General features: G+C 70.0%; 18 protein-coding genes. 6 read left to right on the forward strand and 12 right to left on the reverse strand.

Annotated features, from left to right (window positions below; translation table 11 throughout):
* Positions 1-25: 25 nt before the first annotated feature.
* Positions 26-2,179 carry a catalase gene (locus NFL01S_RS29465; protein ID WP_371851875.1) on the forward strand — a complete coding sequence of 718 codons (2,154 nt, stop codon included), beginning with the start codon at positions 26-28 and terminating at the stop codon, positions 2,177-2,179.
* A 515-nt stretch (positions 2,180-2,694) separates the two neighbouring features.
* Here NFL01S_RS29465 and NFL01S_RS29470 read toward each other — a convergent pair.
* The 11 genes from NFL01S_RS29470 to NFL01S_RS29520 form a co-directional block, all read right to left on the reverse strand.
* Complete coding sequence (locus tag NFL01S_RS29470) at positions 2,695-4,011, reverse strand: UDP-glucose dehydrogenase family protein (protein WP_062979589.1); 1,317 nt, start codon at positions 4,009-4,011, stop codon at positions 2,695-2,697.
* Positions 4,004-4,954: a glycosyltransferase family 9 protein gene (locus tag NFL01S_RS29475; protein WP_062979590.1), complete on the reverse strand. Its 951-nt coding sequence runs from the start codon at positions 4,952-4,954 to the stop codon at positions 4,004-4,006. The genes NFL01S_RS29470 and NFL01S_RS29475 overlap by 8 nt, the downstream gene beginning before the upstream one ends.
* Positions 4,945-5,634: an SDR family oxidoreductase gene (locus NFL01S_RS29480; RefSeq protein ID WP_062979591.1), complete on the reverse strand. Its 690-nt coding sequence runs from the start codon at positions 5,632-5,634 to the stop codon at positions 4,945-4,947. Before NFL01S_RS29480 ends, NFL01S_RS29475 begins: the two co-directional genes overlap by 10 nt.
* A 20-nt stretch (positions 5,635-5,654) precedes the next feature.
* Positions 5,655-7,031 (reverse strand): PfkB family carbohydrate kinase, encoded by a 1,377-nt coding sequence (locus NFL01S_RS29485; protein ID WP_062979592.1) that lies wholly within the window; start codon positions 7,029-7,031, stop codon positions 5,655-5,657.
* A complete protein-coding gene (locus NFL01S_RS29490) occupies positions 7,028-7,591 on the reverse strand; it encodes a D-sedoheptulose-7-phosphate isomerase (protein ID WP_062979593.1) in 564 nt (187 codons plus the stop codon). The genes NFL01S_RS29485 and NFL01S_RS29490 overlap by 4 nt, the downstream gene beginning before the upstream one ends.
* Complete coding sequence (locus tag NFL01S_RS29495) at positions 7,588-8,631, reverse strand: glycosyltransferase family 9 protein (protein WP_062979721.1); 1,044 nt, start codon at positions 8,629-8,631, stop codon at positions 7,588-7,590. The genes NFL01S_RS29490 and NFL01S_RS29495 overlap by 4 nt, the downstream gene beginning before the upstream one ends.
* A 55-nt stretch (positions 8,632-8,686) precedes the next feature.
* Positions 8,687-10,186: an HAD-IIIA family hydrolase gene (locus tag NFL01S_RS29500; protein ID WP_062979594.1), complete on the reverse strand. Its 1,500-nt coding sequence runs from the start codon at positions 10,184-10,186 to the stop codon at positions 8,687-8,689.
* Positions 10,183-11,805 (reverse strand): carbamoyltransferase family protein, encoded by a 1,623-nt coding sequence (locus tag NFL01S_RS29505; protein ID WP_062979722.1) that lies wholly within the window; start codon positions 11,803-11,805, stop codon positions 10,183-10,185. The genes NFL01S_RS29500 and NFL01S_RS29505 overlap by 4 nt, the downstream gene beginning before the upstream one ends.
* A 171-nt stretch (positions 11,806-11,976) precedes the next feature.
* Complete coding sequence (locus tag NFL01S_RS29510; RefSeq protein WP_062979595.1) at positions 11,977-12,969, reverse strand: UDP-glucuronic acid decarboxylase family protein; 993 nt, start codon at positions 12,967-12,969, stop codon at positions 11,977-11,979.
* Between the two features lie 87 nt (positions 12,970-13,056).
* Entirely contained in the window at positions 13,057-14,277 is a 1,221-nt protein-coding gene (locus tag NFL01S_RS29515; protein WP_062979596.1) for a glycosyltransferase, read from the reverse strand.
* Between the two features lie 44 nt (positions 14,278-14,321).
* Positions 14,322-15,293, reverse strand: a complete 972-nt coding sequence (locus tag NFL01S_RS29520) for a glycosyltransferase (RefSeq protein ID WP_062979597.1) — start codon at positions 15,291-15,293, stop codon at positions 14,322-14,324.
* A 124-nt stretch (positions 15,294-15,417) separates the two neighbouring features.
* Here NFL01S_RS29520 and NFL01S_RS29525 point away from each other — a divergent pair, with 124 nt between their 5' ends.
* The 5 genes from NFL01S_RS29525 (at position 15,418) to NFL01S_RS29545 (ending at position 21,929) form a co-directional block, all read left to right on the forward strand.
* Positions 15,418-16,809 (forward strand): aldehyde dehydrogenase family protein, encoded by a 1,392-nt coding sequence (locus NFL01S_RS29525; protein ID WP_062979598.1) that lies wholly within the window; start codon positions 15,418-15,420, stop codon positions 16,807-16,809.
* Between the two features lie 303 nt (positions 16,810-17,112).
* Positions 17,113-18,000: a polysaccharide pyruvyl transferase family protein gene (locus NFL01S_RS29530; protein WP_062979723.1), complete on the forward strand. Its 888-nt coding sequence runs from the start codon at positions 17,113-17,115 to the stop codon at positions 17,998-18,000.
* Between the two features lie 374 nt (positions 18,001-18,374).
* Complete coding sequence (locus NFL01S_RS29535) at positions 18,375-19,430, forward strand: glycosyltransferase family 2 protein (RefSeq protein ID WP_245670949.1); 1,056 nt, start codon at positions 18,375-18,377, stop codon at positions 19,428-19,430.
* Between the two features lie 4 nt (positions 19,431-19,434).
* Positions 19,435-20,331, forward strand: coding sequence for a glycosyltransferase family 2 protein (locus NFL01S_RS29540; protein ID WP_062979599.1), 897 nt, complete (start codon positions 19,435-19,437; stop codon positions 20,329-20,331).
* A gap of 65 nt (positions 20,332-20,396) precedes the next feature.
* The gene (locus NFL01S_RS29545; protein ID WP_062979600.1) at positions 20,397-21,929 is read left to right on the forward strand and encodes an FAD-dependent oxidoreductase; all 1,533 of its coding nucleotides are present in this window, start codon (positions 20,397-20,399) and stop codon (positions 21,927-21,929) included.
* A gap of 19 nt (positions 21,930-21,948) precedes the next feature.
* Here NFL01S_RS29545 and NFL01S_RS29550 read toward each other — a convergent pair whose 3' ends face one another.
* Positions 21,949-23,310 (reverse strand): cytochrome P450, encoded by a 1,362-nt coding sequence (locus tag NFL01S_RS29550; RefSeq protein ID WP_062979601.1) that lies wholly within the window; start codon positions 23,308-23,310, stop codon positions 21,949-21,951.
* Positions 23,311-23,490 lie beyond the last annotated feature (180 nt).

The following is a 23,490-nucleotide window of genomic DNA, read 5'->3' on the forward strand; positions in this document are numbered from 1 at the left end:
CGCACGCCATCGAGGAGGACAACTCGTGGACCGAACATCGGATCAGGGATCTGCGACACCCGCCGCATCCGAGGCGGCGCAGCGCCCGCTCGGCGAAGGCCGGGGCGATACCGACCCCAAACAACAACAGCTCGATCCGCTGCGGCAGGACCGGGAGAGTGGGTACCTCACGACACAGCAGGGCGTCCGGGTGGATCACACCGACGATGCGCTGAGCGTCGGTGCGCGCGGGCCCACACTGCTCGAAGACTTCCATGCCCGCGAAAAGGTCACCCATTTCGACCACGAACGCATTCCGGAACGCGTCGTCCACGCCCGCGGCGCGGGTGCCTACGGCTACTTCCGGCCCTATGACGATTCGCTGGCGGAATACACAGCCGCGAAGTTCCTGACCGACCCCGGTACCCGGACCCCGGTGTTCGTCCGTTTCTCCACCGTTGCCGGATCCCGCGGCTCGGCCGATACCGTGCGCGATGTTCGCGGGTTCGCCACGAAGTTCTACACCGAACAGGGAAATTACGATCTGGTCGGAAACAACTTCCCGGTGTTCTTCATCCAGGACGGAATAAAATTCCCGGATTTCGTGCATGCGGTGAAACCCGAACCGCACAACGAGATCCCGCAGGCGCAGTCGGCGCACGATACGCTCTGGGATTTCGTGGCCGAACAGCCCGAAACCCTGCATGCGATCATGTGGCTGATGTCGGACCGCGCCCTGCCGCGTAGCTACCGGATGATGCAGGGGTTCGGCGTCCACACATTCCGGTTCGTCAACGCCGAAGGCCGCGGAACCTTCGTGAAATTCCACTGGAAGCCCGCCCTGGGCGTGCACTCCCTGGTATGGGACGAATGCCAGCAGGTCGCCGGGCGCGACCCGGACTACAACCGGCGCGATCTGTGGGACAGTATCGAAGCCGGCGATTTCCCGCGCTGGGAACTGGGCGTGCAGCTGGTACCGGAGGAACAGGAATTCGATTTCGATTTCGACCTGCTCGATTCCACCAAGATAATCCCGGAAGAACAGGTCCCGGTGCGCCCGGTCGGTGAGATGGTGCTGGATCGCAACCCGGACAATTTCTTCGCCGAAACCGAACAGGTCGCCTTCCATACGGCCAATGTCGTACCCGGTATCGATTTCACGAATGATCCGCTGCTGCAGCTACGGAACTTCTCCTATCTGGACACCCAGCTCATCCGCCTCGGCGGGCCGAATTTCGCGCATCTCCCGGTGAACCGGCCGCTGGCCGATGTCCGCACCCATCAGCAGGACGGCTTCGGCCGCCACGATATCCCGCACGGCCAGGCGTTCTACACCAAGAACACCCTCGGCGGCGGCTGCCCGGCACTCGCCGACGAAGAGGTGTTCCGTCACTACACCCGGCGAGAGGAAGGCGATACGCTGCGGATCCGCAGCGACAGCTTCAAGGAGTACTACCGGCAGCCCCGCATGTTCTGGCGCAGTATGACGCCGACGGAGGCCGAGCACATCGTCTCCGCGTTCGCCTTCGAACTCGGCAAATGTAAACGTGTGGAGATCCGCTCGCATGCGCTCGAGCAGCTGGTCCGGATCGACCCGGATATGGCGAGCCGGGTCGCCGGCCGGCTCGGCCTGCCCACCCCCGAGGCCGGCCCGGTGGAGGATGTGCCGTTGTCGCCGGCGTTGTCACAGGTGAAGGATCCCCCGGCCACCATCGCGACGCGCAAGATCGCCGTTCTCGCCGCCGACGGAGTCGATGTGGCAGGCGTCGAACGGTTGCGTACGGCGCTGCGCGAACGCGGCGCCGAGACCGAGGTGCTGGCCGAACACGGCGGCGAACTCCGCGGTGCCACGGAGGGGGGCCTGACCGTGGACAAAACCCTGGCGACCATGGCGTCGGTGCTCTACGACGCGGTGGTCGTGGCGGGCGGTGACACCGCCGCCCGCACTCTCGCCGCCGCGGGTCCCGCGGTGCATTTCGTGACCGAGGCGTACAAGCACTTCAAACCGGTGGCAGTGCTCGGTGCGGGCGCCGAAGTCCTGCGGGCCGGCGGTATCGCAGTCCCCGCCGAACCGGACACTCCGGTCGACGGTGTACTCCAGTCCGGCGACGCGGTGTCCGACGGTTTCGTGGAATCCTTCGCCACGGTGCTCGCGGGCCACCGCATCTGGGAGCGGGACACTACGGCGATACCCGCCTGAAGCGCGGCGTCTCAGACGAAGGGCAGGGCCCGGCCGCCGCGAGACCACGCCCCGGCCGGGTCCTGTGCGCATGCAGCGAGAAAGGCGAAGGGGCGCCACCGGTCGATCGCAGCCGCCGCACAGGGCGGCAGGGTTCCCGGCGGACCGAGAGTATGCGTATGAACAGTTGGCCGGCGCCCGGACAGGGTGCCGGCACGGGCCTGCACGTCCGGTGACCCGGGCCGGGGAGTGGTACGTGACCGGTCTGTTCGCCGGTCGGCATGCCGAACGTGTTCGCACCTGCTCTGCCCGCCGGCCATTCGACAGACGCCTGCGAGTCGACAGACGGCGAGACCGCGGCGGCCGCGACGGCGTCGCCGATGCGGAAGCGGGCCGAGAGATCAGGTCCTCGTACGCCGGTAGGCGCGTGCATGCCCGCACGATCACGGTGTGGGGCCGAGAGTCGTTCTGGGCCGGCGCGCGGGTGTCCGGTTTACGGTGCGCGCCGGGTGCCGGCGTCTCGGGAAAGCGGACTCTCAGGCGTGTGTGCCCGGCTCGCCGGTGCCGATGCCGATTACTCGGAAACCGGTGTGGCCGAGCGTGGTTCCGCCGAGCAGGTTACGGGTGTCGACGATGATCGGCTGGGCGGCCACGGCCTCCAGTCGCTGCCAGTTCAGGGTCAGGAACTCTGGCCATTCGGTGAGAACCACGAGTGCGGAGGCGTCCTTCGCCACCAGATAGGGGTCGTCGACCACGTGCACCGGATCCAGCCCCGGTGTCCCGGCGGGTACGCACGGATCGTGGGCGACGACGGTGACCCCGTGGCGGCACAGCTGCTGCGCGACCGCCACAGCGGGGGAGTCGCGGAGATCGCCGGTTCCGGCTTTGAATGCGAGGCCGAGCACACCGATTCGGGTGCCGGTGAGAGTGCCGTCCACCGCGCCGGTGACCGCATAGCGGATTTTGCGCACCACCATCGCCTGCTGGCGCTCGTTGGCTCTCACCGCATCGCGGACGAGCGCGAAATCCACGCCCTCGGCCTCGGCGGCACGCAGGAGCGCGTGGGTGTCCTTGGGTAGGCAGGAGCCGCCCCAGCCCGGGCCGGGGGCGAGGAAATCGGGGCCGATGCGGCCGTCCATGCCCATGGTGTCGGTGACCCGGGTGATATCGGCGCCGACCCGTTCGCACAGATCGGCCATCGTGTTGACGAAGGAGAGCTTCACCGCGAGGAAGGCGTTGCTCGCGTATTTCGCGAGTTCCGCACTGGCCGTATCGGATCGGACGACCCTGGCGCCGGTGCCCGCGTACAGTCCCGCGACCCGGTCGGCGGCCTCGGTATCCCCGTGGCCGGCGCCGACGAGGATACGATCCGGGTGCAGGAAATCGTGCACCGCGTGGCCTTCCCGGAGGAATTCGGGGTTGCTCACCACGGCCCGGCCGGCGAGACCGGGTGCTTCGGTGAGACGGGCCGCCGTTCCGACCGGAACGGTGGATTTGGTGACCAGCGTGCAGTCCGGGCGCAGGACGGTGGCCAAGGTGTCCAGGGCACGGTCGAGCACTTCCAGATCGGCCTCGCCGCCGTCACCCATGGGCGTCGGCAGGCACAGCAGCACTACTTCGGCCTCGGTCAGCGCGCACGGATCGGTGCTGAAGGCGAGCCGCTCCTCGGCCAGGCCCTCGCGCACGAGTTCGGCCAGCCCGGGCTCGACGATCGATACCGAACCCGCCCGCAGCCGTTCGACCTTGGCCTCGTCGTTGTCCACACAGATCACGTGGTGCCCGAGATGGGCAAGACACGCGGCGCTGGTGAGTCCTACGTATCCGGCGCCGACGACACCGACGCGACTACCCATGGTGTGCCCCCTTTCCGAGGACTTCGGCCGCGGCGGTGAGCACCCGTTCCGGTCGCACCATGAGAAGGCCGGAATCCGGGCGGTCGGCATGCGGATCACCGGTTCTGCCCGCCCACAACGCGATATGGTGCCGTGCGGTGACCGGCGGGCCCCAGGTATGGGGCGGGGTGGGGCCGAACAGCAGCACCGAGGGCGTCCCGTAGGCGGTGGCCAGATGGCCCACGCCGGTATCGCCGCAGATCACCAGCTGGGCCTCGGCCACCAGTGCGGCCAGTTCCAGCAGATCGGTACGACCCGCGTACACCGCCGAGGGCGGTAGGCCTGCCTGCGCGGCAACGGTATTCGCGAGCGGAACCTCCGCGCGCGACCCGGTGATCACCACGGGCCGGCCGCCGGCGCTCAAGGTCCGCGCCACCCGCGCGAATCGCTCGGGCGGCCAGCGGCGTGCGGGATAGGCGGCACCGGGATGGACCACCACTGCCCGCGATACCGGCGCCGGCACCGGTGGAGCAGGTAACCACAGCGCGTCACGATCGGTCGCGATCCCGCGGTACTCCAGCAGCCGGCACCAGCGATCCACCTCGTGCAGCCTCGTGGGCCAGTCCGGGCCGGCCGACCCCGGATAGGCCGGATGACGATGGGTCAGCAGCGATTCCGGGTCGGCCGACAGGAGATCGCGGATACTCTCCGGACCTCTGCCGTGCAGGTTGACCGCCAGCCGGGGGGCTGCACCCGGCCACCGTAGCGCTCCCAACCCGGGGGTCGGCAGCAGTTCGTCGACCGCCTCGATCGACGCCACCAGCCCACGCAGCGGTTCGGGCGCGGCGAGTACCAGGCGATCGTCCGGGTAGGCGGCGCGCAGCGCACGTAAGGCGGGCACCGCGGTCAGCAGATCGCCGAGGCCGAGTGCCCGCAGTACGAGTATCGATCCGCTCAGGGCCACGACCCCTCTTCCGAGGTGCAGACGACCAGTTCGCGGACCTCGCAGCCCGGCGGCTGGCTCAGCGCGAACAGGACGGATTGCGCGACATCGGCGGGCTGGTTGAGTTTCGCGTCCGGCGGCGGTTTGTACTGTTCGGCGCGCCCGTCGAAGAAGGCCGTATGCATACCGCCGGGGATCAGCAAGGTCACGCCGACGTCACCGGCGGTTTCGGCGGCCAGCGCCCGGGTGAAGCCGACCACGCCGAATTTCGAGGCGCAGTACGCGGTGGCGTCGCCGACCGCCTTGATTCCCAGCGTGGACGCACAGGTCACCACGGTGCCCCGGTGGGCCCGCAGGGCCGGCAGGGCGGCCCGTACCACGGCGACCGTACCCAGCAGGTTCACCTGGACCACCCGCTCCCAATCCTTGGCCGGCACGTCGTCCAACCGCCCGCAGGCATCGGTGCCCGCGGCGGTGAACACGCCGTCGATCCGGCCGTCCACGCGTTCGGACAGTTCCTGTACCGCGTTCTCCGCGGCCGCGGTATCGGCGAGATCGGCCCGCACGAAATCGACGGTGGTCTCCGGTTGTTCGCGGTCGATCACGAGGGGACGGCCCCCGCGTTCGAGGACCGCCGCCGTCACTGCCGCGCCGAGTCCGGACGCGCCGCCGGTGACCAGGATATTGCCGAGTGTTCGCATCGCGCTCCTTCGTGGTCGGGTCAGCCGCGGGACCGGCTGACCAACTGAGTCGTCGAATAACCGCGGACTGTGGGGATCAGCGCTATGTCGCCGCCGTGCCGGCGCACCACCTCGGCTTCGGGCAGTTCCGCCTCGGCGTAGTCGCCGCCCTTGACCCAGATATCGGGTCGCAGCCGATCCAGCAGCGCGCTCGGCGCGGATTCGTCGAATACCGCGACGGCATCGACCGAGGACAGTTCGAGCAGCAGCCGGGCGCGGTCGCGGGCGGCGACGATCGGCCGGCTGGGGCCTTTCAACCGGCGCACCGAATCATCGGAGTTCAGGCAGACGATCAAGGCATCGCCCATGGCCCGCGCCTGGCGCAGCAGGCTCACATGGCCGGGATGCAGCAGATCGAAACAGCCGCCGGTGGCGACCAACCGCCCACCCCTGTCCCGGACCGCCGCCGCCAGCTCGAATGCCGAACCGGCGGCATCGGTTTCCCCGGTGGCGGTCGCCGCGGGACTGTCGCAGGTCGACAGGGTGGTGGCGGCACCGGTGGCGACGAATCTGGCGGCCGTATCCACGGCATGGGTCACCGCCTCGGCCACCGTCGACCCGTCCAGCAGCGCCGCCGTCGCCGCGGAAGCGAATCGGTCGCCGGCACCGCAGGTATCGGGAGCGATACGGTCCGCGCTGCGGATCGACGCGGGAACGGGAACCGTCGCCAGCCGTTTACCGTTGGCCAGGACCGCCCCGGACGAACCGAGCGTCACCGCAACCGAATCGGCGGACCATTCGTCGCGCAGGACCTTCGCCAATTCGTCGGGTTCGGCGTATCCGGGCGCGAACTGCCGGGCCTCGTTCAGATTCGGTGAGACCAGCGATACGCCCGCTGTCGGCGCCGGTCCGCGCGGATGCGGATCCCACACCACCGGCACGGCCCGGGCGAGTTCGGTGAGCAGGCGCCGGATCCGCGGATGCGCGGCCACCCCGCGGCCGTAATCGGCGACCAGGATCGCCCCGGCCGACCGCAGCATCCGCACCACCGCCGAACTCACCGGCCCGGCATCGGCGGTACCGTCTCCGGTGTCCAGCCGCACCAGCGACTGGCCGCCCGCCCGAACCCTCGTCTTCCGTACTGTTTCCCCGCGCAACACCATGGGCACGACGTCGACCTCTTCACCGAGCAGCCGCAGCAGACTGCGACCGCCGTCGTCCTCGGTGAGGGCCGTGATCAGCGCGACCTCGGCCACGGACCGGGCGGCCAGCAGCGCGGCCAGCCCGGCGCCACCGGGGCGCAACCAGCGGCGTTCCACATCCACCACGGGGACCGGCGCCTCGGGGCACAGCCGGTCGGCGGCGCCCTCGATATCGACGTCGAGCAGGGTATCGCCGAGGACGACCAGCGGTTTCACGCCGGAATTCCCAATGCCTCGTCGAGCGCCGCGCACAAGGCGTGCACCAGCGCAAGATGCACTTCCTGCACCGTGGCGGTGGTTGCCGCCTCCACCGCGATGGCGTCGTCGCACAGCGCCGCCAGCGGATTCGGCATCGGACCGGTCATCGCCCAGGTACCGACACCCAGTTCCTGGGCGGTTTTCGCGGCGGCCACCACATTCTGGCTGGTACCGCTGGTGGACAACAGGACCAGGACATCACCTGGCCGGCCGTGCGCGCGGACCTGACGGGCGAACAGTTCGTGCCCGCCGTAGTCGTTCACGATCGCGGTACCCGCCGAGGTATCGGCGTGCAGGGCGATCGCCGACAGCGGTTGCCGTTCGTGGTGGAACCGGCCGACCAGTTCCCCGGTCAGATGCTGGGCTTCCGCCGCGCTACCGCCGTTACCGCAGGCGAGCAACCGGCCGCCGTTGTCGAGCACGGCCGCCAGCTCACGCCCCCATCCGCTGATCTTCGGAGCGAAGGAACTGGTGCGCTGCAGCGCTGTGCACAGCGCCGCGAAATGTTCCTCGATCACGACACACCTCCTGTCTGCAGACCCCCACCCCGGTCCGCGCTGAGTTCTTCCGCCGCCTGTACCACCTGATCCGGGGTGATGGATTCCAGGCACGGATGCCCCGCGATCGGGCAGTTCCGGACCCGGCTGTCGCGGCACGGTGCCGCCTGATCGCCGAGGACGATCACCGGAACGCCGTAGGGCGCCCACCGTGCGGCGGGTACGACCGGCGCGAACAGCGAGACCACCGGCGTACCGACGGCCGCGGCCAGATGGGCGGGTCCGGTATTCGGTGCCACCACTACGGTCGCGTCCTGGAGCACGGCGGCGAGTTCGGGCAGGCCGGTCCGTCCGCCGAGATCGACGGCATGGTTGCCCGCGACCGCGGCGGTGAGCGGGCGGTCGCCGGGGCCCCCGGTCACGACCACCCGGTGACCGGCCCGGACGAGGGCGGTCACCGTCGCCGCCGACCGCAATGCCGACGGTTGCCGGGCCGGTACCGACGCGGCGGGATGCACCACCACATAGCCCGGCCGGCCGGTGAGCGCGTGGGTATCCGGCAGCGGTCGGCGCACGGCGAGTTTCCCGTCGTCGCCGGGCGGCAACCGGAACCCGGCCGCCGTCGCAAGGGACAGTGCGCGCTCGGCCTCGGGCGGATCGCCCTCGACCCGGTGCCGCAGATCCAGCAGCGAACCCGGATAGTCTTCGGAGATCGCGCCGACCCACGGGATCCCCGCCATTCGGAGCAGCAGTGCGAGCGGGAGCGGCGACTGGTGGAACGACGTGAGGATCAGTGCGCGATCCAGTTCGAGGGCGCGCAGCCGGTCGACGAAGGCGCTGGTATCGGCCGGCGAGACCGGCGCCGGCTCCGGGTCGATCCACGGTGCGCACCAGGTGAGGATTCGGTCGACACCGGGTAGTAGCTCCGCTCCGGCACGGCCGCGGGGTCCGGCGAGCAGGGTGACGTGGCCGGCGCCCGCGGCGACCGCGCGGACACACGGCCCGGCCAGCAGGACATCGCCGACGTTGTCCATGCGCGCCACCAACACTCGGCCCGTCACAACACACCTCCCCACGTCGATCCAGGCGTTCCGGTGCGGTTCCGCCTCGGCCGTGTCATGAGGCACCCGCCAAGGCCAATCGGACCGCTTCGGTGAGATCGGGTGCGACCAGCGCCTCGGCCCGCGCCTGCTGCACCTCTTCGGGACGTGTGCGTGCGGTGGGGACCAGAATGGCCCGTGCCCCGGCCGATAACGCGGCGGCGATATCGGCGCCCGTATCGCCGATGAGCACGCACCGGCCCACCTCGACACCGAGATCGGCCGCGGCGCGGCGCACCATGGCGGGCGCCGGTTTACGGCAGGCACAACCGTCGTCCTCGCCGTGCACACAGACCTGCCAGGTCGCGAACGGGCCGAGTAGTTCCTCGACCCGCCGATTCACCGCTGCCAGTTGCCCGGGGGTGATCAGCCCTTTGGCGACACCGGACTGGTTGCTGACGACGCCGAGCTGGATGCCGGCCGCGCGCAACATCCCGAGTGCGTCCGCGGCGCCCGGGACCGGTTGCACACCGGTCGGGTCGGCGAGATAAGGAATATCGACGATCAATGTGTCGTCGCGGTCGAACAGCAGCGCATGGGGTGCGGGATGCGTGGCGTGGCGGTGCCGCAGTTCACCGCGCAGCCGATGCCAGCATGCGGCCGGGGGGATGAGCGCACTGGTCACCGTCATCCGGGTGATCTCGCCGGGCGTGCGGGGTCCGGGCAGGATTCGGCGGATCGCGAACTGGGCGGTGAGTGCGGTCCAGACAGCGGCGAATCCCAGTGCGGGGCGGGTTCGTCCGGCGAGGCCCGCCCCCACGCTCGCCGCGCCCAGCGCCGTGGTGAGGGCATGCCGGGGGAGCAGGCCGGAGCCTTCGCCGATGCGCCGGCGCCAGTGGGCGCCGAATTTGCGTCGCATCAGCGCATTGTCGGCGTTTCCGCGTTGCGCGCGGAGACTGGCCAGTGGCCCCGAGTTCCGCGCCGGGTGGACGGTGACCCGCTCGCCGTCCGCAATGGCGTAACCGGCCAGACAGACCCGGAGGGCGAGGTCGGCGTCCTCGCGGTAGGCGCGGGGGAACCGCTCGTCGAAACCACCCACCACGTCGAGCACGGAGCGGCGGTAGGCCATATCCGCGGTGATCCAGCGCGCGCTCGCCAGCCCCGCGGTACCGCGCTCGTCGTCGGTCGGCCGGCGATCGGGCGGCAGCGGGACCTCGATCCGTGCGGTGGACGCCCCGGTCGTCTCGTCGAGTCCGAGCAGATCACCGGCCAGCCGTGCCGGCCAATCGGGGGCGACGAATACATCGTCGTCCAGGAAAGCGATCCAGGTTCCCGTGGCGTGCCGCCATCCCGCATTGCGCGCGGCGGCCGGACCCCGGCCACCGGAACGGATCACCTGCGCAGGCGGACACCCTTGCGTCAGTATGAGTTCCGTACCGTCGCGGCGGTCGTCCACCACGATGATCTCCCGCGGCGCGGGGCCGGTGGCGGTGGCGAGCGCTTCCAGTAGCAGCCGGAGGCTGTCCCGGCCCATGGTCGGGATGACGATGCTGTAGTCGAGCTGCGGCCCCTTCATCGGCGACGCACCAGGAACGGGCCGAGAGCGAGTAGGTCGATGGGCGCGGAACCGAAACATTCGAGGGCATCGCGCGGCGAATCGACCATCGGCCGGCCGGCGGTGTTGAGGCTGGTGTTGACCACGATGGGCAGCCCGGTGCGGCGCTCGAACTCCGTGAGCATCCGCGCCGTCAGCGGGCTGTCCGCGGAATCGACAGTCTGGACTCGCGCCGTGTGGTCCACATGGGTCACGGCCGGAATCCGGTCGCGCCAAGCCGGATCCACATCGTGGACGAACAACATGTACGGGCTGGGCAAGGGGCCGCGATGGAAGATGTCGGCCGCCCGATCGGCGAGCACCATCGGCGCGACGGGCCGGAACTGCTCGCGTCCCTTCACATCGTTGAGGCGTTCCAGGTTGGCCGCCCGGCCGGGATGCGCCAGCAGGGACCGGTGCCCGAGCGCGCGCGGACCGAATTCGGCCCGGCCCTGGAACCAGGCCACCACCTGATCCGCCGCGAGCGCCTCTGCCACCTCGTCCGCGATATCCGCGGGTCGCGTGTAGCGGACCCGTGCTGTGCGCAGTACGGATTCGAGCTCCCCGTCGGACCATTCGCGACCGAGATCGGCCCCGCGCATCGGGGCACCACGCTCCCCGAATTCGGCGGCCAGCTGGAGTGCCGCGCCGAGTGCGGTACCCGCATCGCCCGCCGCGGGCTGTACCCAGATCCGGTCGTAGGGTCCTTCGGCGTGCAGCCGGGTATTCGCCACACAGTTGAGTGCGATACCGCCCGCCAGCGTCAGATTCGGCTGACCGGTCTGCCGGTGCAGCCACGAGGTGAGCTCCAGCAGTACTTCCTCGAGCCGTTGCTGCACACTCGCCGTCAGATCGGCGTGGTCGCGGCCGAGTTCCCCGCGGGTGACGGCGGGCGCGAAATCGTCCCAGCGCACCGGTTCGGTTCGGAAACCGCCGTCGGCGGTGGTGTAGATCAGTTCCCGGAAGCGATCGAGGAACCGCGGCGTACCGTAGGACGCCAAGGCCATCACCTTGTACTCGTCGCTGGAGCGGGCGAAACCCAGATGTTCGGTGAGGTCCTCGTACAGCAGCCCCAGCGAATGCGGCAGCCGCTGGGCGGCGAGTTCGACGAATTTGCCGTCCCGGTACTCCCCGGCCAGATACGACTGGCTCTCACCGCGGCCGTCGGCCACCAGGACGGCCGAATCGCCGAACGGAGCGGCGAGTGCGGCCGAGGCCGCATGCGCGACATGGTGGCGGACGAAACGCACGATCGACGGGTCCAGTCCGGGCAGTGCCGTTCGCAGGAAAGCGGGCGCCCGGCGCGCGTAGTCGGTGCGGGTCTCCTCACTCGACGCGTCGAGACCGCCCAGCGAATGATCGACCAGACCCGGGTCGTAGGAATAGCCGACCGCATCGAGCTGGTCGGGCCGGAGACCGGCCCGCTCCAGGCACCAGGCTGCGGCCTGTTCGGGCATCTCCCACGCCGAGAACGGCACGGGCCGCTTACCGTGCTTACGACGGCTGAACCGTTCCTCTTCCGCGGCGGCGACGATTTCGCCGTCCACGACCACCGCGGCCGCGGGATCGTGGAACACTGCGTTCACACCTAGTATGCGCACCGGCTGCCCTTCCACTCGGAACGCGGGCTCGGCCCGCCGATTCGTTCTAGGCGCTACCCGGCGTGGTGAGCGCCAAACCGGGACGCCTTGCTTCGTTACTCAGCGGCGACTGCGCGGAGCGCTCAGCGCGGCGAATATGCCGGTCCGCGGGGCCGCGCAGGCACCGGAAGTTCAATGCGGCGGACTACCGGCCACCGGGCTGAGCGTGTGCGCGGGCGGTAGGGTGCGCCCGGCGAACCAGTCGATCGTGCGGCGCAGACCCTCGGTACGGTCGATCCGCGGCTGCCAATCCAGCTCACGTCGCGCCAGGGTGATATCCGGGCACCGGCGTTGCGGATCGTCGACCGGACCGTCGATGTACTCCAGTGCGGATCGGCTCCCGATCGCGGCGCGGACCTCCTCGGCAAGCGCCCGCACGGACAATTCGTGCGGGTTGCCGATGTTCACCGGGCCGGGGTGCCCGGAGTTCGCGAGCGCGTGCAGCCCGCGCACCGTGTCCTCGACATAACAGAGCGACCGCGTCTGCTCGCCGGTGCCGGCGACGGTCAGCGGTGCCCCCGACAACGCCTGGGCGATGAAGGTGGGCACCATGCGGCCGTCGTCGGCCCGCATCCTGGGCCCGTAGGTGTTGAAGATCCGGGCGATCGCTGTGTTCGCTCCGCGCTCGCGGCGGTAGGCCATGGTCAGTGCCTCGGCGTACCGCTTGGCTTCGTCGTAGACGCTGCGGGGGCCCACGGGATTCACATGACCCCAATAGCTCTCGGGCTGTGGGTGGACACCCGGATCGCCGTACACCTCACTCGTGGAGGCCAGCACGAACCGGGCACGGTGACGTTCCGCGAGCTCGAGCGCATTCGCCGTGCCCAGTGATCCCGCCCGCAGTGTTTCGAGGGGCAGACGCAGGTAATCCGGCGGGGAAGCGGCGGAAGCGAGATGGAAGACGATATCCGCGCAACCGATCTCGGGAAACGGCTCGGTCACATCGTGGCGGACGAATTCGAAACCCGGCCGGTCCAGCAGGGCGGCGATATTGTCCGGCGCCGACGTCGCGAAATTGTCGAGCGCGAGTACGGCCGTGCCGGTATCGAGAAGATGCCGGCACAGATGCGAACCGACGAAACCGGCACCGCCGGTCACCACCGCGCGTTGACGGCTTCGGGCCATATCTACTCCTACCCGGGCAGCCGGGCCGCCGATCGATGCGCGCGGCCCTGTCGTCTGCCCTGACTCGTCACGGGTGCGTGCGGCCTGTCATTGGGCCTGTTCCCGGTCTGTTCCGGCGGCAGCGGTGGCGGCAGCCACCCGGTGGTAGGCGCGCAGGGTCTCCACGGTGATCCGATCCCAGGAATAGCGCGTCCGGACACGATCACGCCCGGCGCGGCCGAACCGCTGCCTGGTCGCCGGCGAATCCAGGAGTTCGCGCACCGCGTCGGCCAGCTCGTCGGGGGCCTGGGGGGTGACCAGCGTGCCGGTGACACCGTCGACCACTGTGTCGGTCAGGCCGCCGACCGCCGCCGCCACCACAGGCACCCCGCAGGCCATGGCCTCGAGCGGGGTGATGCCGAACGGTTCGTACCACGGGGTGCAGACGGCCACATCCGCCGAGCGCAGCAACGGGGCCATATCCTCCCGCGGCACCTGACCGAGCAGCCGGACCCGGTCGCGGACACCGAGCTCCTGCGCCAAGGCCAGCAGCCGGACCGCCTCCGGATCGTCGGCGAGATTGCCGTCGTCCGGTCCGCCGACGAGAAGCAGCTCGGTATCGTGCAGCCCGGTGAGCGCGGTGATCGCGATATCGAAACCCTTCCGCGGCACCAGCCGGCCCACGCTGACCATGCGATACCGCCCCGACCGGGGCGCGCGCGGACCGTCCGGTGTGAACCGTTCGAGGTCGACACCACAGGGAATCACCGAGGTCCGGGTTCGCGGCAGGCCCAGGCGGGCCAGTTCGAACACCTCGTCGGTGCAGGTCGCGATCACCCGGTCGGCCTGTTCGGCGATACGCCGTTCGAGTTCCACCCGCCCGGCCGGACTGGTGTCCTTGGAGCCCTGGTAGCGGCGCTTGACCACCCCGAGCGCGTGGAATGTCTGCAGCATCGGGATACCGAGAGGCCGGCTGGCGGCGAGGGTGGCGAGCCCGGACATCCAGAAATGCGCATGCGCCACATCGGGGGGCCGGTGCTGCCATTCAGCGCGCAGAAACGCGCCGAATTCGTCCATGTGCGGGAGGAGTTCGTCCTTGGGCAGCGGCTGCCGCGGGCCCGCCGGGACGCGGGTCACCCGGTATCCCTGTTCGGTCGTCACGGTGCGCGGCTCGTCGGGCTGTTCGTGCCGGGTGTAGACGGTGACGTCGTACCCTCGCCGGGAAAGGCCCGCGGCCAGTTCGGCGACATGGACGTTCTGCCCGCCGGCGTCGACACCGCCCAATGCGGCGAGGGGGCTGGCGTGTTCGGATACCATCGCGATCTTCATCGGTACGCCCTTTCCGACCCGGCTCGAGGCCTCGGGGTGTTCGGCTAGGTGACTTCGGCGAGCAGGACATCCCACCGGCGCAGAAAGGCGCCGAGCCCGTAGTGCTCCACGGCGAACTGCCGGCCCGACTTACCGGCCAGGACCGCCAGATCGGGTTCATGCAGGAATCCGTGGAACTTCGCGGTGAGGGCCGCGATATCGGTGGAGATCGCACCGGCCTCCGGCGGTACCGCGGCGACCGCCTCGGTGGTCGCGAGGGCGACCACCGGCATACCCAGGTGCATCGCTTCGAGTAGGGACAGACCCAGGGAGGTCCACCGCGCGGTGTGCAGGTAGACCCGTCGCCGCGCCATCGCGGCATGCAGCCCGGGGTGGGCGAAATCGCCGATACCGCGCACCGGATGCAGCGTGCGCCCCGGCGGGGCGAACTCGCCGGCGCCGATCCCGTACAGATCGACGGGCCCGGCCCGGGCGAAATCGGCCAGCAGATCGCTGCCGGTGACCCGGGTGCGGCGCCGTGCCTCGTTGATCAGCGCGACCCCGTGCGGTAACTCCCCGGTGTAGAGCGCCCCGGGGTCCACGATGCCGTGCGGCACCACGCGGGTCGGCGCGCGCCCGCTGTCCCACATCAGCTCGTTGAAATGGGTGACGTGCACGAGTGGGATATCGGTGCGTTCGGCCAGCGGATGCCGGCTGGTGGCCGCACCGTCGCGGGGAGCGTTGTGCTCGACATAGACAGCCGGGATATCGATACCCGGCCGACGGCCCAGCCAGCGTTCGGTGAGGTCGATTTCCTCCGGCCGCTGCAGCACGACCACGTCGGGTTCGGCCATTCGCAGCGCGTCCGCGGGGATCTCTTCGGCGGCCGGCCAGTCGCGGCCGCACCGGCCCCGGCCCCACGGTCCGCCGCCCTCCACCACCGGGAGCAGATATCGGTGCCCGCCTCGGACGAACGATGTGGTCCACGAGCCGTGGACATGCCAGAGCAGAACCCTGAGCTGCCTCGTCTCGATCATGTCGGTAGCTCTTGCCGGTTCTCACCGGTTCAAACCTTCCGCTGTCCAGCGGCAGATACGGATCGTGTTCCGCGCGGCCGGACACCGGTGTTTGAACCGTCCGCTACCGGCAAAGCCGGGAGGCATGAGCGGACCGAGCACTGTCACAGAACCCATCGGGTACCCGGTAACCGACACGATCGAGATCATCGATCCGGCCACGGGCGGCGCCGTCGGCACGATCCCGGTGACCGATATTGCGGAGGTGGACCAGCGGATCGCCGTTGCCCGGCGCGCGCAATCGCAGTGGGCGTGCACCCCGGCGGCCGAGCGTGCCGCGGCGTTACGTACGGGTGCCGGCCGGCTCCGGGCACGCGCCGACGAGATCGCCGCGCTCGCCGAATCCGAAACCGGTCGCCCGCGGGCCGAGGGCGCGGAAGGTATCGCCGCCGGTGCGGCGACCTTGGAGCAATACGCCGAACTCGGTCCGGTGCACCGGGGCCGCAGCCTGCAGGGCGATATCGGCGCCACCGATCTGATGGTGTGGGAACCGCGCGGCGTGGTCGTGGCGCTGACACCGTGGAACGATCCCGTCGCGGTGTCCTGCGGTCTGCTCGGCGCCGCCTTGGTCACCGGCAACACGGTGCTGTACAAGCCGAGCGAACGCGCCCCCCACACCGGCGCCCTGCTGGGTGAGCTCCTCGCGGACGTGCTGCCGGACGCGGTGCTGCAGACCGTGCAGGGCGACGGCGCCGTCGGCGCGGCCCTGGCCGCACATCACGATATCGATCTCATCGCGCATGTCGGCAGTACCGCCGCGGGCCGGTCGATCGCCCGGAGCGCGGCCGCGACCGGCGCGCATGTGCTCCTGGAGAACGGTGGTAACGATGCGTTCGTCGTCGACGCCGATGTGGATCCGGAATGGGCCGCGGAACAGGCCGCGCTCGGCGCCTTCGCCAACTCCGGGCAGATCTGTGTCGCCGTGGAACGGATATTCGTCCACGAGGCGATCGCCGAACCCTTCCTGGCAGCGTTGACCGGCGCCGCCCGCTCCTGGACCCCGGCCCCACTGGTCGATCGCCGCCATCGCGAGCAGGTACACGCTCAGGTGCGTGAAGCGGTGGCCGACGGCGCCCGGGCGTCGACGGGCGGGACCGTGCCGGACGGACCCGGTGCCCATTACCCGGCGACAGTTCTGACCGGCTGCACCCCTGCGATGCGGGTCATGCGCGAGGAAACCTTCGGCCCGGTCGCACCCGTACGGGTCGTCCCGACATTCGACCAGGGGCTCGCCGAAGCCGCACGAGACGACTACGGGCTCGCGGCGACCGTTCTCACCTCCTCGATGGCCAACGCCCAGACCGCGTGGCGGCGGCTGCCGGTCGGCACGGTGAAGATCAACGCGGTGTTCGGTGGCACGCCCGGCGGCGCCGCTCATCCCCGCGGCGCCAGCGGGAGCGGCTACGGCTACGGCCCCGAACTACTCGACGAGATGACCCGGACGAAGGTTGTGCACCTGCAACCGCCACCCCGGTGATCGGTCCGGTGCCGGACTGTTGCTGCGGCGTTCTGCCACCGGTGCCTGTGGGCTGCCCCGGTCCCGCGGGCCTGGTCAGGTGTGACCAGAGCGCACACTCGCTGACGGATCGGGTGCGCGTGCCCGGCCGGTGGCCCACGACCGAGCGAGCACTGCCCCCGAGACCGACAACACTCGACCCGATGCGCTCGCCGCTCGCGGAAGAACACGTGTGGCGGTGCGTGCGGCAGGCACCGGATCACTGTGTTGCACCGGCGACCGGTGCGGACGATTGGTGCGGGGCGAACCGGGTAAGTGCGCACCATGCGCGTTCTGGTGACCGGATGGTCCAGCTTTGTGCACGGGGAAGCGACGGCGGGGGATGTACTGAGCATGCGCCGTGTCGGCGAAACCCTCGCCGGGGCCGGGATTCCGTACGAGACAGCATGGAGTCCCGGATTCCGGCCCGAGGCACTCCACCTCGACGACGCCGACTCCGGCCGCTACTCGCATCTCGTCTTCGTCTGCGGCCCGGCGCACGGCGAACAGGTCCGCACCCTGCACGAACGATATGCGAGCTGCCGCCGCATCGCCGTCGGTGTCTCGGTACTCGACCCGGCCGACGCGGCGGTCACCGGATTCCATCGCGTGCTGGCGCGCGACGATCCGGCTACTGCGCGGCCGGATATGTCGGTATCGGCGAGCACCGGCATCGTTCCGGTGATCGGCGTGGTCTTCGCCCCCGGACAGGCGGAATACGGATCGGCGCGGCGGCACCGATCGGTGCACGAGGCATTGGAGCGCTGGCTGGGCGGTCTGGACTGCGCTCGTTTACCGCTGGACACCCGGCTCGCCGGCGACGATTGGCGCCGATGCCGCACCCCCGACCAGCTCGCCTCGGTTTTTGCGCGCCTCGACGCGGTGGTCACCACCCGGCTCCACGGTCTCGTGTTCGCCTTGCGGGCCGGTGTCCCTGTTCTGACAGTGGACCCGGTAGCCGGCGGCGGAAAGGTGACCGCGCAGGCGGCTGCCCTGGGCTGGCCCGCGCTGATACCCGCCGAACAAGCCCTCGACACCGAGGTGGTCGACCACTGGTGGCAATGGTGCCTATCGGCCGCGGGCCGCGAACACGCCCGCCGCAACGAGTTCCCGGCCGCCGATTCCCTGGCGTCCGCTCTGCTCGACGAACTACTGCCGAGCCGTTCCGCATGAACCCGGCCGGCAACACGACGCACGCCGCGACCGGCCACCCACCGCGGCTCACCACCGGCAGCGCTGCCGGAACTGTGGTCGGCACCGGCGCAGGGGCGGGCCGAAAAAACCCTGCGCCGGTAACGGCCGATGGAGGTCCGGAGACCGCTGCCGGTGACGGATCGGAAGTTGCTGTTGCGGAAAGCCCGGATTTCGCCGTCGGCCGCGCGGCCGGGACCGCGGCTGGTTCCGAAGGCAGGGGACATGCCGCCGAGGCAGAGCCATTCGATGGCGTCGAGGCGGAGAAGTCCAAGCGCGACAGCGGCACAGCTGCGGAAGGCGACGGAACAGTGGCCGCTATCGGCCGGGGACAAGAAGTAGCAGCATGTGAAGGCGTGGTCAGTGAGGTGGGTACCGGCACCGAACGCACGGGCAGCGACGAACTCGGTTCCGCGATCGGCCATAAATCAGAGATCCGGCTCGGCAACGGGACTGGACCTGTTGCCGCCGGAGGGATCGGCACCGCGGCCGGTGACACGGCAATGACCGCGGCCGGCGAATCAGGTCGTGTCGCCGGCGGGCGTGCGCGCACCACGGTGGTGATCGCGACCCGCAACCGCGCCCCCGAACTGGCGCGCACCTTGACCGAGCTGCGTGCGCTCCGGCCACGTCCGGAGATCGTGGTGCTGGACAATGCGTCCGACGACGACACCGCTGCCGTGGCCGCAACATTTCCCGGCGTGACGGTGATCCGCCTGCCGTGCAATCTCGGTGCGGCGGCCCGCAATCTCGGCGTCGAGAAGGCTCGCACACCGTATGTCGCGTTCAGCGACGACGACTCGTGGTGGGCCGGTGACGCATTGACCCGCGCGGAACAGCTGTTCGACGCCTGCCCCAGGCTCGGTCTCGTTGCGGGCCGCACCCTTGTCGGTGCCACCGACCGGGATGATCCCGTCAACGAACTGATGGCCACCAGCCCGCTGGGACATGCCGCCGACCTGCCGGGACCGTCGATTCTCGGGTTTCTGGCCTGCGCGGCGATCGTGCGCAAGCAGGCATATCTGCGCGTCGGTGGGTTCAGCCCGCTGCTGCATTTCGGCGCCGAGGAAAAGTTGCTGGCGCTCGACCTGGCCGCCGCCGGTTGGCAGCTCTGCTATGTCGCCGATATCCGCGCCCACCATCACCCTTCGGCGCAGCGGCCGGCGCCGGCGTGGCGCAGGCGTGCCGAACAGCGCAACAACGCGTTGATCACGTGGATGCGTCGTCCGCTGCGGCGGTGCGCGGCGGAAACGGCCGGCCTGCTCGGCCGGGCCGTCCGGGACCCGCGCACCGCGCCGGTGGTGGCCGGGGTTCTGCGCCGGCTGCCATGGGCGCTGGCGCAGCGGCGCAGGCTGCCGCCGGCGGTCGAGCGGGGTGCCGGAACGCTGGAACTCGCCGAGGAAAGGAAATGATCGGATGGGCACGGACCGCATCACGGTGGTGATCATGACCCGCGACCGCCGGGACCAACTGCTCGAAACACTCGGCGAGATGACCACCCTTCCCGACGCGGCGCCGATCATTCTGGTGGACAATGCGTCCACCGACGGGACAGCCGACGCGGTAGCCGCGGCGTTCCCGTCGGTGGAGGTGATCCGGGCATACGAGAACCTGGGCGCGCTCGCCCGCAACCTCGCCGTGGAGCGAGTGCGCACCCCGTATGTCGCGTTCTGCGACGACGACACCCAGTGGCAGCCGGGGGCCCTCACCCGCGCCGCCGATCTGCTCGACCGGTATCCGGGCCTCGGTTCGGTGACCGGGCGCTGCCTGGTCGCCCCCGGCCTGCGGGAGGACCCGATCACGCCGGAGTTGCGCGATTCACCGGTCCCCGGCCCCGAGTGGCTGCCGGGGCCGGCGTTGCTCGGCGTGATGGCCGCCCTGTCCGCATTCCGGGTGAGCGCGTTTCGCGAGGTCGGCGGGTTCTCCCGGCGGCTGTGGTTCGGCGGTGAGGAGGAACTGCTGGCCCTCGACCTGGCAGCACACGGCTGGTGGATGTGCTGGATCGAAGAGATGGTGATCCACCACGCCCCCTCGGTGCTGCGGGATTCGACCGGCCGCCGTGGTCTCGGTATCCGGAACACCCTGTGGACGCTGTGGTTACGCCGCCCGGTGCGCAGCGCGGCCCGCCGGACGGCCGCCGTACTGCGCTCCGCACCGGCCGACGCCGCCACGGCCCGAGCCGTGCTGGCGGCACTGCGCGGACTGCCGTGGGTGATACGCGAACGTGAGGTGGTGCCGGCCGAGGTCGAGGCCGGTCTCGTATTGCTGGAGGAATCCCAGGCGCGTTCACCGGCCCGGCGCTATGTGGGCTGAAACCGGCCCCACCGGACCTGTTCCGTGCGAAGTGTCGACGCCCGGGTCCCGGGTATCCGCGCCCCATGAACGCACCAACCGGAATGGCCGAGTCGTACTGGATGCATTCGACCGGGCCGACGACGTATCCGCGCGTCACCGAGGATCTCGACACCGACGTCGCCGTGATCGGCGGTGGTATCGCCGGGTTGTGCTGCGCCTGGGAGATCGCGGGCACCGGCCGGTCGGTCACTGTCCTGGAGGCGGACCGTATCGTCAGCGGAACAACCGGCTACACCACCGCGAAAGTCAGCGCGCAGCACACATTGGTGTACGACTTGCTGCGGTCGTCGTTCGACGCGGATACCGCGCGTTTGTACGCTCGCTCCCAGCAGGATGCCGTGGAACATCTGGTGCGTACGGCCGCCGATCTGGGTATCGATTGCGAACTCGAACGGGCACCGTCCTACACCTATGTCACCTCCGCGGACGAAGTCGCGACCATCCGGGCGGAGGTCGCGGCGGCGGCAGCGGCCGGGCTGCCGGCGTCGCTGGTCACCGAGACGGGGCTGCCGTTTCCGGTGGCCGCCGCGATCCGGGTGGACGATCAGGTCCAGTTCCATCCGCGGCGATACCTGCTCGCCCTCGCCGAGAATCTGATCCGGTCCGGGGGAGCGGTCTACGAACGGACCCGGGTGGCCGGGCTGGACGAAGGCGATCCCTGCCGGCTGACCACCGAACACGGTGCCACAGTGCGCGCTCGGGACGTAGTGGTCGCGACGCACTACCCGATATTCGACCGGGCACTGCTTTTCACGCGGTTGCAGCCCCGGCGGGAACTGGCGGTCGCCGGTCCACTGGCCACCGGCGCCGACCCGCACGGTATGTACATCACGCCCGAGGAGAACACGCGTTCCGTCCGCACCGCCCCCTACGGTGACGGCCGCAGGCTGCTCATCGTCACCGGCGAACATCTGCGGCCCGGCGTGGGATCGACCGCGGACGCCGTCGACCGGCTGGCCGGCTGGGCGCGGACACATTTCCCGGTGGACTCCTTGGACTACCACTGGGGCGCACAGGACAACACCACTACCGACGACCTTCCCTATATCGGCCGCTTCCATCCCGGAACCCGGCACGTCTATGTGAGCACCGGATTCGGCGGCTGGGGTATGACACACGGAATAATGGGCGGCCGGCTACTCGCGGCCGAACTGGCCGGTGAATCACTGCCGTGGGCCGGAATCTACGATCCCCGCCGCCTGCATCCCCGCGTCGAAACCGGCACGCTGCTGAAATCCGGTCTCGCGGTGGGCCGCCATCTGATCGGCGACCGTCTCGCCCCGAGTACCTTCGTCGATTCCGCCGCCGACCTCGCCCCGGGCCGCGGTGCGGTGATGCGCCGCTCCGGCCGGCGCAGCGCGGTCTACCGGGACCACGACGGCCGGTTGCACGCCGTATCCGCGGTCTGCACCCACCTAGGCTGTCTGGTCGCGTTCAACGATGCCGAAACCAGCTGGGACTGCCCGTGCCACGGGTCGCGGTTCGATATCGACGGCAATGTCCTGGAAGGCCCGGCCACCACCGCGCTGGACCCGATCGATCCGGACCACGACTGAACGACGTGCCGAAACAGTATCAACGCGGTGGCGCCACGCTCCGTAGCCCCGCCGGTTCGATCCCGAACTCCAGCCCGAAATTGTCGAGGGTGGCCGGAAGAGGAGCGCCCGGTGCGAGATCGTGCGAGCGCAACCGCAATTCGGATCCGTACAGCAGATGGGCGAGCAGCGAGCTGGTGAGGAAAAGCACCAGGTTCCGGCCGGGGCATTCGGCTGTCCCCGCGCTGAAGGGCACCAGTTGCGGATACTGTTCCGCGCGCCCGTCGAGCCATATCTCGGGTGCGAAGCTGTCGGCGAACGGCAGCAGCTGCCGGTCGCGATGGAACGCCGGGGCCAGGATCAACAGCGCCGCACCGGGCTCGAGCGCGAACTGTTCGGAACCCGTGCGCCACCAGGTCCACTCGGTGGTATCGCGCAGGATCACCGGGGTGGTGGGCCACAACCGGATCGATTCCAGGACACAGGCGCGCAGGTAGGGCCGCAGCCGCGCACGTCCCGGCTCCTCGGCATCGGCCCGGGCCCGGGCGTACTGGTCGGGATGCTCGGTGAGCAGGGCCAGCGCCCGCGACAGGGCGATTCCCGCCGCGTCGAAGGCGAACAGCCACTGCGGCATCTGGCCCACCGGATCGATCGCCCCGCCCGCGGGGGTATCGGCCAATGCGCCGGCCAGGCTGCCGGGCTCGGCGCTCTCGACGTAGTCGTAGAGCCGGGCCAGGAATCGATCTCGCCGTTTCCGCAACGGTGGCGCCACGAACGACCAGTTCGCCGCCGCGCGCAGCCGCCACAGCTCATCGGTGATCGCCTCATCGGTGCGAGCCCGTTCTCCCAGCACCACCCGGCGCACCAGCCGCCACCACGCGGCCGTGAAATCCGCTGCGTCCACGACGCCGCGCCGGCCGGCCTGTCCGAGCAGTTCATGGGCCTCGCCGGCCACTTTCGCCGCGAACGGCTCGGCCAGCTGGTGCAGCGGTACGCCGGTATCGAGTGCCGCCTCGTTCACGGCTCGCCGCCGTTCGCGGATCTGTCCCTGCGATACGAGTACACCGTGCGGCTGGAACTGCCGCAGCGCGGCCCGTTTCTCCCGGTTCGCCGGATCGAACGGGGCAGGTGCCCCCGCCAGCACCCGGCCGACGTCGTCCGGATCGAGTATCACGATCACCCGGCGCCCTGGCACGACCAGTTCCACCGGTCCCCGGCCGAACTCCGCACGCAACTTCTCCCACCGCCGGGCCGCGCGTTCGTCGGCCTGGATCCGTTCCAGCACTCCCAGCACGCGCCGGCGGCGCGCGATCACGCCGGCACTGATCGCGGGAAATCCGAGGTCCACCAATGCGGCGGCCGCTCGGAGCCCGGTCAATCGGTGCGCATGCACATCGGCCATTCCCTCTCCTTCTGTCGCCGTCGCCGTCTTGCCCGACGTGCGGGTCTGCGGGTCTGCGGGTCTGCGGGTCTGCGGGTCTGCGGGTCCGCGTACCCGGACCGTTCCCGGCGAAACAATGACCGCCCCGAGTGGCGCGCCGTTCCGATCCGTGGTGTGGCGTGGCTGCGTCGCGGCAGAATC

It is taken from the genome of Nocardia flavorosea NBRC 108225 (genome assembly GCF_001613385.1).
GTDB lineage: Bacteria > Actinomycetota > Actinomycetes > Mycobacteriales > Mycobacteriaceae > Nocardia > Nocardia flavorosea.

What these genes read in the sequence shown, in the direction of transcription:
- NFL01S_RS29470 (WP_062979589.1), bottom strand. Translation starts at nt 4,011, where the DNA reads ATGGGTAGTCGCGTCGGTGTCGTCGGCGCCGGATACGTAGGACTCACC.
- NFL01S_RS29480 (WP_062979591.1), bottom strand. Translation starts at nt 5,634, where the DNA reads ATGCGAACACTCGGCAATATCCTGGTCACCGGCGGCGCGTCCGGACTC.
- NFL01S_RS29500 (WP_062979594.1), bottom strand. Translation starts at nt 10,186, where the DNA reads ATGAAGGGGCCGCAGCTCGACTACAGCATCGTCATCCCGACCATGGGC.
- NFL01S_RS29510 (WP_062979595.1), bottom strand. Translation starts at nt 12,969, where the DNA reads ATGGCCCGAAGCCGTCAACGCGCGGTGGTGACCGGCGGTGCCGGTTTC.
- NFL01S_RS29515 (WP_062979596.1), bottom strand. Translation starts at nt 14,277, where the DNA reads ATGAAGATCGCGATGGTATCCGAACACGCCAGCCCCCTCGCCGCATTG.
- NFL01S_RS29520 (WP_062979597.1), bottom strand. Translation starts at nt 15,293, where the DNA reads ATGATCGAGACGAGGCAGCTCAGGGTTCTGCTCTGGCATGTCCACGGC.
- NFL01S_RS29525 (WP_062979598.1), top strand. Translation starts at nt 15,418, where the DNA reads ATGAGCGGACCGAGCACTGTCACAGAACCCATCGGGTACCCGGTAACC.
- NFL01S_RS29530 (WP_062979723.1), top strand. Translation starts at nt 17,113, where the DNA reads ATGCGCGTTCTGGTGACCGGATGGTCCAGCTTTGTGCACGGGGAAGCG.
- NFL01S_RS29540 (WP_062979599.1), top strand. Translation starts at nt 19,435, where the DNA reads ATGGGCACGGACCGCATCACGGTGGTGATCATGACCCGCGACCGCCGG.
- NFL01S_RS29545 (WP_062979600.1), top strand. Translation starts at nt 20,397, where the DNA reads ATGAACGCACCAACCGGAATGGCCGAGTCGTACTGGATGCATTCGACC.
- NFL01S_RS29550 (WP_062979601.1), bottom strand. Translation starts at nt 23,310, where the DNA reads ATGGCCGATGTGCATGCGCACCGATTGACCGGGCTCCGAGCGGCCGCC.